15 protein-coding genes are annotated in these 14,509 nt (G+C 27.3%); 13 read left to right on the plus strand and 2 right to left on the minus strand.

Annotated features, from left to right (window positions below; genetic code table 4):
* Positions 1 to 10 precede the first annotated feature (10 nt).
* The 8 genes from EMELA_RS00450 (at position 11) to pth (ending at position 9,385) form a co-directional block, all read left to right on the plus strand.
* Positions 11 to 1,357 carry a M17 family metallopeptidase gene (locus EMELA_RS00450; protein ID WP_028123990.1) on the plus strand — a complete coding sequence of 449 codons (1,347 nt, stop codon included), beginning with the start codon at positions 11 to 13 and terminating at the stop codon, positions 1,355 to 1,357.
* Between the two features lie 89 nt (positions 1,358 to 1,446).
* Entirely contained in the window at positions 1,447 to 2,790 is a 1,344-nt protein-coding gene (locus EMELA_RS00455; RefSeq protein WP_028123991.1) for a M17 family metallopeptidase, read from the plus strand.
* 59 nt (positions 2,791 to 2,849) lie between these two features.
* Entirely contained in the window at positions 2,850 to 4,199 is a 1,350-nt protein-coding gene (locus EMELA_RS00460) for a M17 family metallopeptidase (protein WP_028123992.1), read from the plus strand.
* A 44-nt stretch (positions 4,200 to 4,243) separates the two neighbouring features.
* Positions 4,244 to 4,918 carry a hypothetical protein gene (locus EMELA_RS00465; RefSeq protein WP_051584586.1) on the plus strand — a complete coding sequence of 225 codons (675 nt, stop codon included), beginning with the start codon at positions 4,244 to 4,246 and terminating at the stop codon, positions 4,916 to 4,918.
* Positions 4,919 to 5,120: 202 nt separating this feature from the next.
* Positions 5,121 to 6,410: an adenylosuccinate synthase gene (locus EMELA_RS00470; protein ID WP_034971108.1), complete on the plus strand. Its 1,290-nt coding sequence runs from the start codon at positions 5,121 to 5,123 to the stop codon at positions 6,408 to 6,410.
* 18 nt (positions 6,411 to 6,428) lie between these two features.
* Entirely contained in the window at positions 6,429 to 7,727 is a 1,299-nt protein-coding gene (purB, locus tag EMELA_RS00475) for an adenylosuccinate lyase (protein ID WP_028123995.1), read from the plus strand.
* A 36-nt stretch (positions 7,728 to 7,763) separates the two neighbouring features.
* Positions 7,764 to 8,807, plus strand: a complete 1,044-nt coding sequence (locus EMELA_RS00480) for a ribose-phosphate diphosphokinase (protein WP_028123996.1) — start codon at positions 7,764 to 7,766, stop codon at positions 8,805 to 8,807.
* 14 nt (positions 8,808 to 8,821) lie between these two features.
* Positions 8,822 to 9,385, plus strand: coding sequence for an aminoacyl-tRNA hydrolase (gene pth, locus EMELA_RS00485; protein WP_028123997.1), 564 nt, complete (start codon positions 8,822 to 8,824; stop codon positions 9,383 to 9,385).
* Between the two features lie 20 nt (positions 9,386 to 9,405).
* On the opposite strand, the gene EMELA_RS00490 is transcribed toward pth, so the two are convergent.
* On the minus strand, positions 9,406 to 10,149 hold the full coding sequence (locus EMELA_RS00490; protein WP_051584587.1) for a class I SAM-dependent methyltransferase: 744 nt from the start codon (positions 10,147 to 10,149) through the stop codon (positions 9,406 to 9,408).
* A 42-nt stretch (positions 10,150 to 10,191) separates the two neighbouring features.
* Positions 10,192 to 10,701: a hypothetical protein gene (locus EMELA_RS00495; RefSeq protein ID WP_028123998.1), complete on the minus strand. Its 510-nt coding sequence runs from the start codon at positions 10,699 to 10,701 to the stop codon at positions 10,192 to 10,194.
* A gap of 184 nt (positions 10,702 to 10,885) precedes the next feature.
* On the opposite strand from EMELA_RS00495, the gene rpsF reads away from it, so the two are divergent.
* The 5 genes from rpsF (at position 10,886) to dnaB (ending at position 14,461) form a co-directional block, all read left to right on the plus strand.
* Positions 10,886 to 11,761 (plus strand): 30S ribosomal protein S6, encoded by an 876-nt coding sequence (gene rpsF, locus EMELA_RS00500; protein ID WP_084485282.1) that lies wholly within the window; start codon positions 10,886 to 10,888, stop codon positions 11,759 to 11,761.
* Positions 11,762 to 11,823: 62 nt separating this feature from the next.
* Positions 11,824 to 12,279, plus strand: a complete 456-nt coding sequence (locus EMELA_RS00505; RefSeq protein WP_028123999.1) for a single-stranded DNA-binding protein — start codon at positions 11,824 to 11,826, stop codon at positions 12,277 to 12,279.
* A gap of 26 nt (positions 12,280 to 12,305) precedes the next feature.
* The gene (gene rpsR, locus EMELA_RS00510; protein ID WP_011182979.1) at positions 12,306 to 12,536 is read left to right on the plus strand and encodes a 30S ribosomal protein S18; all 231 of its coding nucleotides are present in this window, start codon (positions 12,306 to 12,308) and stop codon (positions 12,534 to 12,536) included.
* Between the two features lie 133 nt (positions 12,537 to 12,669).
* Positions 12,670 to 13,113, plus strand: coding sequence for a 50S ribosomal protein L9 (gene rplI, locus EMELA_RS00515; RefSeq protein ID WP_028124000.1), 444 nt, complete (start codon positions 12,670 to 12,672; stop codon positions 13,111 to 13,113).
* A 1-nt stretch (position 13,114) separates the two neighbouring features.
* A complete protein-coding gene (gene dnaB, locus EMELA_RS00520) occupies positions 13,115 to 14,461 on the plus strand; it encodes a replicative DNA helicase (protein WP_034971111.1) in 1,347 nt (448 codons plus the stop codon).
* The last annotated feature ends 48 nt before the right edge of the window (positions 14,462 to 14,509 follow it).

A 14,509-nucleotide genomic window follows, 5' to 3' on the forward strand; every position in this document is an offset into this window, starting at 1 on the left:
AGGAAAAATTATGATTAAAATAAATGAAACAAAAAATGAAATTAAATTAATAGGAGTTAAAGATAACTCAAAAAATAAACTAATAAAAGATAAAGCAGGTCAAATTACATTGATCTCAGAAGACAAAACAATTTATTTAGTTTTAAAAAAAGATGAAGAAACTTTTATCGAACAAATTAATTCAGCAATTAAGGCTGCAATCAGTACAATTGAATTTGATTTAAATATCGATATTGATTCAATTCACAGTGTTTGTCAAGGTGTTGAAAAAGAAGAAATTATTAAAAATGTTTATGAAACAATTGCATTTGAAACTCATAAAGGATTATCAATTGCTAAAAAAGAAAAAGAAATTAATTACAATTTAATTTTTAAAGGTGATTTTAAAGAATTGATTGCTAACTTAGAAATAGTATGTGAATACATTAACTATGCTAGAGATTTACAAGATACACCACCAAACATTGGAACAAGTGAATATTATGCTGAAAAATTAGTTAGTGATGCTAAAGATATTAAAGGCTTAAAAGTAACTGTTTTAGGTAAAAAAGAAGCTAAGAATTTAAAAATGGGATTATTCTTAGGTGTTAATGCTGGATCAGCACACGAACCAAGAGTTGTTGTAATAGAATACTGTTCAGATGATTCTAAACCAAAAACTGGATTAGTTGGTAAAGGAATTTGCTTTGATTCAGGAGGATACAACCTAAAATCTTCTAATTATATGGAAGGTATGAAATTTGATATGTCAGGTGCTGCTATTGTTTTATCAGCAACTATGGCATTAGCAAAAGCAGGAGCAAAAGCAAACATTGTTGCTGTTGGAATGTTTACTGATAATAAAATTGGTCAAAATGCAACTTTACCAGATTCAGTAATTGAATCAATGACTGGTAAAAAGGTTTTAATTTTTGATACAGATGCTGAAGGAAGATTAGTTTTAGCTGATGGTATTAGTTATGTTGTTAAAGAAAAACAAGTTGATCAAATTATTGATGCTTCAACATTAACAGGAACTGTTTTATTCGCTTTAGGTCATAATGCAACAGGAGCGTTCTCACATTCTAATGAGATGATTGAAAAATTAAATAAAGCATCTGAAAAATCAGGTGAAAGATTCTGAAGACTACCAATTTTTAAAGAACATTTAAAACAAGTAAAAAAAGATGCAGCACCTTTAGCAGACTTAACAAATGCATGTAGAGTTAGATATGAAGATTGTTCATATGCTGCAGCGTTCTTAAATGAATTTGCCGAAAACAAACCATTTTTACACTTAGATATTGCAGGAACAGCAGATAAAGAGAATAAAGGTCAAGGTGTTTTAGTTAAAACATTATTTGAAATGTTGAAATAAGTGGTTAATTCCACTTTTTTTTCTAACCACTTATTGTTTTACTTATTAAGTGCTATAATTTTTAGTAAATAGAAAGATGGTGCATATTTATGATTACATTAAACAAGAAAAATCACGATATTAAATTAGTTGCAGTTGCTGAAAATAAAACTAATGAGTTTATCAAAGACAGTGCGGGAGCAGTTACTTTTATTTCAGAGGACAAAACAATCTATTTAGTTATTAAACAAAAAGGATGTAGAGTTAAACAAATTAAAGCTGGATTAAAAGCAGCACTAGCAAGTTACAAACAAAACCTTAACATTGATTTAGATTCAATTATTGCTCAATTAGGAGAAGAAAACAAAGAAATAGTTTTTAACACAGTTTATGAAACTATTGCATTCTTATCTCATGATGTTGTTTCATACAAAAAAGAATCAAAACCAAGTAAAACAGAATTTAATATTCAAACATCAAAAGATTTTGTTGAATTAGAAAAAGCAGCAGCAATTAAAACAGAATTTATTAATTATGCAAGAGACTTACAAGATACACCTCCAAACATTGGAACAAGTGAATACTATGCAGAAAAAATTTCAAAAGATGCAGAAAAAATTGAAGGCTTAAAAGTTACTATTTTAGGTAGAAAAGAAGCTGAAAAATTTGGAATGGGATTATTCTTAGGTGTTAATGCTGGATCAGCACACGAACCAAGAATTATTGTTATGGAATATTGTGGAGACACATCAAAACCAAAAACAGGATTAGTTGGTAAAGGAATTTGCTTTGACTCAGGAGGATATAACTTAAAACCTTCTGCTTCAATGTTAGGTATGAAATTTGATATGTCAGGAGCAGTTATTATGTTATCTGCAACTATGGCATTAGCAAAAGCAAAAGCAAAAGCAAACATTGTTGCTGTTGGAATGTTTACAGACAACAAAATTGGTCAAAATGCAACTTTACCAGAATCAGTATTAACTTCAATGAACGGATTAACTGTTGAAATTAATAATACAGATGCTGAAGGAAGATTAGTATTAGCTGATGGAATGACATATGCAATTAGAGAAAAAGGTGCTGAAAGAATTATTGAAGCATCAACTTTAACTGGAGCTTTATTAATAGCTTTAGGAAACTCAGCAATTGGAGCATTTACTCATTTTGATGATATGTGAAACACATTTGAAGCAGCATCATTAAAAACAAGAGAAAGAATGTGAAGATTACCAATCTATGAAGAACACTTAGAAAGAGTTAAAGCTGGAGCACTTTTAGGAGATCTTTCAAATGCTGTTAAAGGTTATGAAGGAAGTTCAACTGCAGCAGCATTCTTAAATGAATTTGCTGAAGAAAAACCATTTATTCACTTTGATATTGCTGGAACAGCTGATATTGATGGACGTGGACAAGGTGTTTTAATAAAAACATTATTTGAAGTTTTAAAATAATAAAATAATTCAATCATAAGTATAAAGCTTATGATTTTTTTAAATAGAAAAGAGACGTTATGATTACAATTAATAACAAAAATGAAGAATATAAATTAGTTGCTGTTTCAGATAATAAACTTAATTTAAATATTGATGATAAACCTAGTAAAGTAAGTTTTATTAGTGAAATTAAGACTTTTTATTTAGTAATTAAAAAAGATTCGATGTCTGACTTAAGACAATTAAAATTAGGTCTAGCAGAATTTGTTAAACAAGCAAAAGGTGATACTAATATTGACTTTAAAAGTATTTGCGATTTAATTCCTGAAGTTAAATCTGAAATCATATTTAATGTTATTTGCGATGTAATTTCTTTTGAAACACATAAATTTGTAACTTATAAAAAAGAAATAAAAAATGTTAAGTTTAATTTTAATATTGAAGCATCAAACGAATATAAAATATTATTACAAACAAATGAAATTAAAAATAAATATGTAAACTATGCAAGAGATTTACAAGATTTCCCACCAAACATTGGAACAAGTGAATTTTATGGTGAAAAGCTAAAAAATGATGCAGCAAAAATTGAAGGATTAACAGTTACTGTATTAAAAAATAAAGAATTAAAAGCCTTAGATATGAATCTTGTTTTAGCAGTTAATCAAGGATCAAGTCATGAAGCAAATGTTATTGTACTAGAATATAACAATAATTCAGGCGGTGAAAAAGTTGCACTTGTTGGTAAAGGGATTTGTTTTGATACAGGTGGATATGATCTAAAACCATCAGTGTTTATCGAAGGAATGAAATTTGATATGACTGGAGCAGCAATTGTAATGTCAATTGCCATGGCATTAGCAGAAGCAAAAGCTAAAATTAATTTTGTTGCAGTTGGATTGTTTACAGACAATAAAATTGGAGAAAAAGCAATCTTGCCAGAATCAATTGTTAGATCAAAAAATGGATTAACAGTTGAAATTAATAATACAGATGCTGAAGGAAGATTAGTATTGGCTGATGGAATTACTTATGCAATTAGAGAAAAAGGTGCTGATAAAGTCTATGATATTGCTACTTTAACAGGAGCTACTGCAATGGCACTTGGTGAGTCAGCATCAGGAGTATTTACTGAGTATGATGAAATGTGAAATGAATTACATAAAACTTCATTATACACAACTGAAAGATTTTGAAGATTACCTGTTTTTGATGAACATAAAGAACAAGTTCAACAAGATTCAGAACTTGCTGATTTAATAAATTCATGTAAAAAAGGTCCAGGTGGATCAACTGCAGCTGCATTCTTAACTTTCTTTGCTGAAGATAAAAAATTCTTACACATTGATTGTTCAAGAGTTGTAAGAGTTGATTTAAAAGGCCAAGGATACATTGTAAAGACAATGTTTGAGCTGTTTAAAAAATAAAATATTTTAAGTTATAATAGAATTAAGAAAATAAAGGAATATATATGAAAATTAACACATGAACATTTTATGATGCAAAAGAATTAGTTGATGTACAAAATAATCCATTGTTAAGTGGTGATATTGTATTTTTAGTATTAAGACCTGATATTAATCAACCAAATAGATTATTAGGGTTTGGATTACCAAAAGACAAGTCTGCAACTGTTATTGTTGATTTACAAAATAAAGAATTAACACATGATGATATTTATGCAATCTTTAAAGGTAACTTAGGAATTACTGAATCTAAAAATATTGCACCAATCGAAATTAATGGAACAAAATTATCAACTCCAATTAGATTAGAAAATATTCAAAAAATAATAGAAGTTTATAATGTATTTTTTAAAACAGATTCAGTAGAATTTAATACTGATGATTATTCAACTGAAGAAGGATTATCAAGACCTGATATTTTTACAGAATTAGATTTTAATAAAATTGCATTACCAAATATTTTACAAAGCTTACAAGCTGGTATGACTGAATATAATAAACAAATGCAATTTTTACAAACAACACAAATGCCTGATGAAGAAAGAAAAAATAAAATCGTAGTTTTATCAGTATTACAATCAAACCTTATTTTATTTTTTGATAACGCAATAAGAAAAATAAATGATGTTGTTGTTGAACAACAAGAAGAAATTAATAAGTTAAGAAACCAAAAAAATTAGTACAAATAAATTAAGATTTTAATTAGCAAAAATTTTAATATATAATAATTAAGTAAGTAAAGGAGTTATTCTAATGAGTAGTTTTATACAATTATCAAAATTGAATAAAATTATCGAAAAGATAACTCAAATAATATAAAAATAACCTTGCTTTGCGAAATAGCGTAAGGTTATTTTTTTATTTTTATAGGAAAGGGTTTTTATGAAAAAAATAAATTCATTAGTTGTAGTTGGAAGTCAATGAGGAGATGAAGGAAAAGGAAAAATGACAGACTATTTTGCTCAAAAAGCAGATGTTGTTGTCAGATTTGCTGGTGGAGATAATGCTGGACATATCATTAACTTTAATGGTCAAAAGCATAAAGTAACAATTATTCCATCAGGTATTTTTAATGCAAATGTTACAAGTGTTATTGGAAACGGTTGTGTAGTAAATTTAATCAATTTAGTTAAAGAATTAAAAACTATTCAAGCTAGTGGAGTTAAATTAGGTAAATTATTAATTTCAGATCGTGCTCAATTGATTCTACCTTACCATATTCTAATTGATGGTGCTCAAGAAGATTCAAGAGGGGCTAGAAAAATTGGAACAACAAAAAGAGGAATTGGTCCAACTTATCAAGATAAAACTGCAAGATTAGGAATTCGTATTGCTGATTTAGAAGAAAAAGACTTTAAAGAAACATTTAAAGAAATTTTTGATTATCAAATGATGTTTTTAAACAAAATGTTTAACGTTGAACCAATTAGCTTTGAAGAAACATATAAAGATTTAATGGAAGCATATAATGTTGTTAAAGATTGTGTTACAGATACTGGGATTTTTGTTGAAAAAGCAATTAAAGATGGTAAAAATGTATTATTTGAAGGTGCTCAAGGTGCTCTTTTAGATATTGATCATGGAACTTATCCTTTTGTTACAAGTTCAAATACTTCTGCAAACAATGCTTCAACAGGAACAGGAATTTCACATAAATTAATTAATAATACACTTGGAGTAGTTAAAGCTTATTCAACAAGAGTTGGTGCAGGTGCATTCCCAACAGAATTGCTTAATGAAATTGGTGATGGTATTAGAGAACGTGGCCATGAATATGGTTCAAATACAAAAAGACCAAGACGTGTTGGGTGAATTGATTTAGTTGCACTTAAGCATGCAATAAGAACTTCAGGAATTGATTACTTGTTTATTACTTTATTAGATGTTTTATCAGGAATTGATGAATTAATGATTTGTGATAAATACGTTTTAGATAATAAAGAAATTGAATATGTTCCATCAACAACATCAAAACATGAAAGATGTAGTGCAAAATACATTTCAATGCCAGGATGAAAAGAAAATATTACACAAGTTAAAACTTTTGATGAATTACCAACTAATGCAAAAAACTATTTAAATAAAATTGCTGAAATTTGTGAAACAGAAATAGCAGGTTTTTCAGTTGGACCAGACAGATTACAAACTGTAATTACTAAAGAAATAATGTAGAAATTGTATGGTGATAAAATGATAAATAGATACGCAATAAAAAAAATAGAAGCAATATGAAATGATGAACACAAGTTGAATGTTTGACTTGAAGTTGAAAAAAAAGTCGTATATGCTTGAATGAAACTAAATGTTATTTCTGAACAAGAATACTTACTAATTGAAAAGAATGCAAAAATTAACATTGATAGAATGTTAGAAATTGAAAAAGAAACTCGTCATGATATTGTTGCATTTACAAGAGCAATATCAGAAACTTTAGGAAAAGAAAAAAAATGAATTCATTTAGGATTAACTTCAACTGATGTTGTTGATACTGCACAAAACAAATTAATACAAATGTCTAATGAAATTGTAATGAAGTCATTAATTGATTTAACAAAAACATTAGAAGCAAAAGCAATTAAATATATAAATACATTAACAATGGGAAGATCACATGGAATTTATGGTGAACCAACTTCACTCGGATTAAAGTTTTTATTATGATTTGATGAAATTAATCGACAAATTACTAGATTTGAATTAGCTAGAAAACAAATTGAAGTAGCAAAAATTTCAGGATCAATGGGTAACTATGCTAATTTAGAATTTGAAATTGAAGCAATCGTTGCTAAAGAAATGAACTTAGAAGTTGATAATATTTCAACACAAGTTACACAAAGAGATAGACATGCATTTTTAGTTAGTGTTTTTGCAAACATAGCTTCAACATTAGAAAAAATCGCAACTGAGATTCGATTATTTCAAAGAAGTGAAGTACAAGAGTGACATGAAGGATTTAAAACAAATCAAAAAGGTTCAAGCTCAATGCCACATAAAAAAAATCCAATTAGTTCAGAGAACATAACTGGATTATCAAGATATATTAGATCATTTACTAATACTGCATTTGAAAACAATGTTTTATGACATGAGAGAGACATATCACATAGTTCAAATGAAAGAATTATTCTTAGTGACGTATATAATGTTTTAGTTTATTCAATCAACAGACTAAAAGATACACTAGATGATTTAGTAATTGATGAACAAAAAATGCTTGAACATATTAATTCACAATATAATGTTTTTTACAGTCAACCAATTTTAAATTACATGCTTATTAATTGTGATAAATCTAGAGAAGAAATATATGACTTTATACAAAAATGTACATTTGAAACAATGAATAATAAAATTGATTTCAAACAATCATTAATCAGCAATGGTTTTGATCAGTACATTAAGGATATAAGTGTTCTTGATGAAATATTTAACATTAATTACTTCATTAGAAATGTTGATAAGATTTATAAGAGAACATTGAATAAATAATTTGATATTAATAAAACAAAAGGGGAATATTTAAAAATGCATTCAAACAAAGAAAATGTGCACATATTTGGTTTAACTCAAGGTATTGAACTAGCACAAGAAATTTGTGAAATATTAGGAGTTAGAAGAAAAGAAGTTAAAACTTTAAGATTTGCTGATGGAGAAATCTTAATTGAATCTTTAGACTCTGTTAGAGGTAAGGAAATTTATGTAATTCAGTCTACTTCAACACCTGTAAACGATAGTATTATGGAATTATTAATTGCAATTGATGCATTTAAAAGAGGAAGTGCAGAAAAAATTAATGTTGTAATTCCTTACTATGGTTATGCAAGACAAGATCGTAAAGCAAAAGGAAGACAACCAATTACTTCAAAACTAATTGCTGATTTAGTTACAAAAGCTGGAGCAGATAGAGTTATGACAGTTGATATCCACTCACCTCAATCAATGGGATTCTTCGATGTGCCAATGGATAACTTTTATACAGCACAAACTTTAGCTAGTCAAATCATTGATACTATTGAAGTTAAAAAATGAAATCCAAAAGATTGTATCTTAGTATCTCCAGATTATGGAGGAATGACGAGGGTTCATAAAGTTGAATCATACACTGGCGGAGTAACTAATGGAATTGCAGTTATTGGTAAAAGAAGACCAGAACCTAATAAAGCAGAAATTGAATTTGTTTTAGGAGATATCGCAGATAAACATTGTTTTATTATTGATGACATGATTGATACAGGTGGAACAATCATAAATGCTGCTAAAGCATTAAAAGACCAAGGTGCTAAAGATGTTCATATCTTTGCTTGTCATGGATTATTTAATGGTCCTGCAAAAGAAAGAATGGAATTTGCAATTAATGAAAGCATTGTTGAAGAAGTTGTTGTAACAAACACAATTCAAATTTCTGAAGAAAAAAAATTCAAAGGATTAAAAATAATTTCAGTTGCCCCATTATTAGCTGAAATGATTGATTCATCAATTAGTCATGAATCATTATCAGAAGTTTATAATAATAAAAAACAATTAATTTGAGATAGAGCTCAATGTATTGTTAATAAATTTAAAAAATAAGAAAAGGAATAATTATGAAATTAATAGTTGGATTAGGAAATCATGGTTCACAATATGAAGTTACAAGACATAATGCTGGATGAATTGCATTAGATCAGCTAATTGATAAATATGGGTATACTCAACAAAAAAATGAACATAATTCTATTATTTATTTTTCAACTATTAATAATGAAAAGGTTCTATTTGTTAAACCACAAACTTATATGAACAATTCAGGTATAACTATCCAAGCAATTATGCATTATTACAAAATTGATATTAAAGATCTTGTAGTTTTACATGATGAAAAAGATTTCCCAATTGGAAAAAATCAATTTAAAATGAATGGATCAGCAGCTGGTCATAATGGAATAAAGTCACTTATTCAATATTTAGGAACACAAAACTTTAATCGTTACAGAATAGGAATTGGACAACCAGAAGAAGGTTGACAAATAATTGACTGAGTTCTTTCAAAGTTTAAACCAGCTGAATTAGAAAGCATAATAAGTAATTCAAAACAAATTGCAAATTTCGTAAATGATTGAACAATTGGAGTAACATTTCAAAACATAATGAACAAGTACAACGCATAGTTGTATTTTTTTAAAAACTTTTACTTTTCAAAAATGAAAGTAAGAGTTTTTAAATTTAGTATTTTTAAATTATTGTAATTAATAATGTGATTAATATTTTTAAACTCAAGTTCTTTTAAAATATTTGTAAATTCTTCAACACCATATCATCAAAGAGAAAAGGGTTGAATTTCAGACTTATTTTTGTATCAATATTCCAGTTCTGTATAAGTTTTTTGAGTGATTCAATCAATCGAAATTGATTTATTTTTAACATTAATAATTTCACTATTATCTAATTGAAAATCAAATTCATGTATAGTTCCAGCTTTAAAACTTGTTGGAAAAATAAGATCCAAATACATTTTTCCATTTTCATTTAAATGAGCCTTAAAGTTATTTAAAACATCAATAATATTATCTCGATTTATTAAGCAAAAGCTTCCATTTGGCATAATTATTGAATCAAATTTTTCATCAGTTTTAAAATCTTTTAAATCACCTAAAAGCATATTTGATTTCATATTGTACTTAACTAAATTTGCTTTATATAAATCTAACATTTCTTGAGAATTATCTAAACCAAAAACTTCAAATCCTTTTCTTAAAAGTGGAATAGCCATTCTTCCATTACCAACCCCTGCTTCTAAAACAATTCCATCACGTTGAATTAATTCTTCTGTGTAAAATTGAATATCTCCGTCAATTGATGTACCAGGTGGTTTTGATTGATCATAAACAAGTGAAGATAAACTTCCATAATAATTTCTTTTGATATTTTCCATACTTAATATTATAAATAAAATAAAAAAATAAGGTTTGAAACCTTACTTTTTAGCTTTAAGTGATTTTTTTTGTAAATGTTCTTCATAACTGATTCGTAACATAATTTTAACAACTCATATAAGAATCAGTGCACTTATTGAATCACAAATAATTGATAATATTGTTGCAATTACTGATCCTTGATCTGATTTCATAGACTCAAATAAGAATAGTAAACTTAATATACTTAATAATAAACCTGCTAATCCAAAGAAGAAACTATATAAGTCTAATCTATTAGCAAATTTTTCTTTCGCAGAAGCTTTTAAGCCTTTTTCGCTTTTTCTTTTTAGAATAATTCCTCCGTACTTAAAGGCTATTATGGCCGCTGCGGTACTCAATGAATCAAATCCTACAGTTAATGATGTAAAAATGAAAGATGCTTCTTCATCTGCTTCTCCACCTCATGTACTTGGATTTAAACTTAGTAAGCTTAATATTCCTAGCACTACACCAATAATTCCACAAATGGCACTAATCAACTCAATTGTAATTAATATCCTTGTTTCCATCTTAATATTCTTTTTCATAAAAATAATTATACACTTTTAAAGTATTTTTGCATAAATTTGGGAAATTGGCTGATGATAAGTAGATTTTGAAGGTCTATTCCTATATAATATTTTAAGCGAGTTAATGTACACGGGGTTAACTCCTTGGCCCAAAGGCCCAAAGACCAAAAGGAGGACATTTTAAATGTTAAGAAAATATGAAGCTATGTTTATCTTAGACCAAGATACACAAGATGTTAACGCTTTATCATCAAGAATGATTGATATCATTTCAAAAGATGGAAAAGTAATTGAAAAAAACGATTTAGGATTAATCGAATTTGCTTACAAAATTAACCACAAGAAAAAAGGACACTATTTTGTTGTTATAGTTGAAGCAACTGCTGAAGCTATTAAAGAATTTGAAAGAATTGCAAACATTGAGAAAAATGTTGTTAGAACTTTAATCATCAATATTGAAAATGAACAAGGTTATCAACAATCAGTTAAATTATCAAAAACTGATATGACTAAATTTGAAGAAGAAAAAAAAGCAAAAAGAGATTTCAAAAAACCTTTTGTTAAAAAAAATTTTAGTAAACTAACAGAAAAAAGAACTTTTGAAAAACCTTTAGAAGAAAAAGTTGCTGAACCAAAATTTGAAGCACCAAAAGCTGCTGAAGTTAAATCCGCTAAAGCTAAAAAAGTTGAAGAAGAAGTTTCACATGAAGAAGCACATGACTTTGTTTCAAAAATGGAAGAAAAATATAAAGCTCATTTAGCTGAAACTATTGAAGACTATTTTGATGATGAAGTTGAAGTAAAAGAAGCGAAAGAATTAAAAACTACAGTTAAAAAAGAAGCTGCACCAAAAATGTCAGCTGCTGAAAGAGCTAAAGTTGATGGATCACACAACATTGATGAAGAAAGATATGAATTACAAAAATACTCAAACAAATTAAGAAGTGTTGCAATCGAAAAAAACTTACCAAAAAAATTACAAGAAGTTAACTTAAGAGATTTAACTAAAAAAGAACTAATCGAATACATGAGAAAAGTTCGTTCTGCATTAGCTAAATAGTTATATAATCAAAATAACAAGTATTAAATAAGCTTAAAGAGCTTAAAAGGAGCAGTAAAATTATGAATCAAGTATGTTTAATTGGAAGACTTACAAAAGATATTGAATTAAGAAATACAACTAATGGACAAGGGAAATTCGTTTCATTTACATTAGCTGTTAGTGAATATTCTGGACAAAAAGAAATCACAAACTTTATCCCATGTTTTGCTTTTAACAATACAGCTGAAAATATGGCTAGATTTTTATCAAAAGGAAGTCTAGTATCAGTTTCAGGAAGAGTTAATGTTAGAACATCACAAACTGATGGAAAATATGAAACTATCGTAACTATTACTGCCGACCGTGTAAACTTTTTAGAATCTGCAAAAGCAAGAGGAGCTAACGCTTCTGCTGATGTAAATTCAAACATTAATTTAGATTCACCAATTCAAAATAAACCATCATCAATTGCATCAAGCAACGTAGATACAGATGAAATTATTTTAAGTGAAGATGAATCAATTTTATGAGATTAATATAAATTAGAAAGGCTACTAAAATTATGGCAATGAAAAAATTCGTTAAAAAAAGAAAAAAAGTTAACTTTTTTGCTAAAAACAAAATTAACTACATCGATTACAAAGATGTTGAATTATTAAAAAAATTCATTTCAGGAAATGGACAAATCTTACCAAGAAGAATTACTGGTACATCTCCAAAACATCAAAGACAATTGGCTGTTGCAATTAAAAGAGCACGTCAAATGGCATTATTACCATACGTAATTGACTAATAAATAACTAAACCATCAAACCGATGGTTTTTTATTTTATCATCTTTTTTAAAATCAAATTAGAATGAATTATGTTAATTAAATTAAAGTGATTTATAATATTATTAAGTTCAAAATAACTTAGGGGGTTTTTATGAAAGTAATTTTTTTACAAGACGTACAAGGGCAAGGCAAAAAAGATGAAATAAAAGAAGTTAGTGATGGTTATGCAAGAAACTTTTTAATTTCTAAAGGATTAGTTAAAATGGCAACTAATGGAAGTGTAAAATCAGTTAAAAATAAAAAAATTGTTGAACAACAAGAAAATGATTTAGCAATTGCTGAAACTAAACAACTTAAAACTTTATTAGAAGAAATAACATTAAAATTTAAATTACAAATCAATGAGGGAAAAGCTTTCCACTCAATTTCTAATCAAGACATTGTAGATCAATTAAAAAACTCATATAAACTTGACTTAGATAAAAGAAAATTTGTTAACTTTAAAAATCTTAACCAATTAGGTTTACATTATATTGTTATTAAATTAAATTTTGGAATTGAAGCAAAACTTAAAGTAGAAATTCAAGGGGTATAAAATGAGCAGAAAAGATATGAGTGAAAATAACTTATATGCAGTAGAAAAAATGGTATTGGCAATTGCAATGCATTCACCAAATGCGTTACCAGATATTATTACAGGGTTAGTTGCAGATGATTTTCTAGATTCAACTCACAAAATAATTTTTCAAGCAATTATTGATCTTCAATCTGAAAGTAAAGAAGTTACTATTAATTCAGTTGCAAACCAAATTGAGAAAAAAAGTAATTTAGATTCAATTGGTGGAATTCAAAGATTGCAAGATATTGCATTAGATTTCTTTTCAGATGAAGGAATTGAAAACTTTATTGAAGAAGTTTTTTACGCAAGTTCATCAAGAAAATTTGATGCAGCATTAAGAAGAGTACAAAACTTAAGAAAAGAAGAACAACTTGATATTGAATCATCAATTAATGAGATGCAAAAAGAATTATTAAAAATAGATCTTAATGCTCAAAAGAATGAAGTTCAAAGTATTTATAAATCAACTGAATTATTAATTAAAAAAATTCAAGAATTAGAAAAAAGAAGTGAAACTTTAACAGGTATTCCAACAGACTTATATGATTTAGATGAAATTACTTCTGGATTACAAGAAGGTGATTTAATTATTCTTGCTGCACGTCCAAGTATGGGTAAAACAGCTTTTGCTTTAAACCTTGCATATAATGCAGCAAGACATAAAAATGGTGTAGCTATATTTTCATTAGAAATGCCAGCAGAACAATTAACTCAAAGAATTATGACTATGGTTTCAAAGATAGATTCTAGAAAATTAAGAACAGGAAAAAACATTTCAAAAGCTGAATGAAGTAACTTATTAGCTTCAAAAGAAATTATTTCACAATTACCAATTTATATTGATGATACTCCAGGTATTACAGTTCAACAAATTCAATCAAAATTATATAAATTAAAAAGAGATCATGATGTTAAATTTTGTGTAGTTGACTACTTACAATTAATTAGTTCAACAAATAGCACAGGTGATAGACAAAATGAAATATCAAATATTTCTCGTCAATTAAAAAGAATTGCAAGGGAATTAAAAATTCCGATTGTTTGTTTATCACAACTGTCAAGAAGTGTAGAAAAACGTGAAGATAAACGACCAATAATGTCAGACTTGCGTGATTCAGGTGCTATTGAACAAGATGCAGATATTATTATGTTCTTATACCGTGATGACTACTATAAACACAAAGATGGTACTGAAGAAGAAAACAAAATTATTAATCAAGTAAGTTCAACAGATTTAATTCTTTCAAAACATAGAAATGGTGCTACTGGAACAATTAGTATTTTATTTGATAAAAGTCATGGTAAGTTCATGGACAAAGGGTAATTAAAATGAAAGAAATTTCATTTTTTTTGTTATAATTATAAAAGATAT

Origin of the sequence: Mesoplasma melaleucae (genome assembly GCF_002804105.1) — a bacterium.
In the GTDB taxonomy this organism is placed as follows: domain Bacteria; phylum Bacillota_I; class Bacilli_A; order Mycoplasmatales; family Mycoplasmataceae; genus Mesoplasma; species Mesoplasma melaleucae.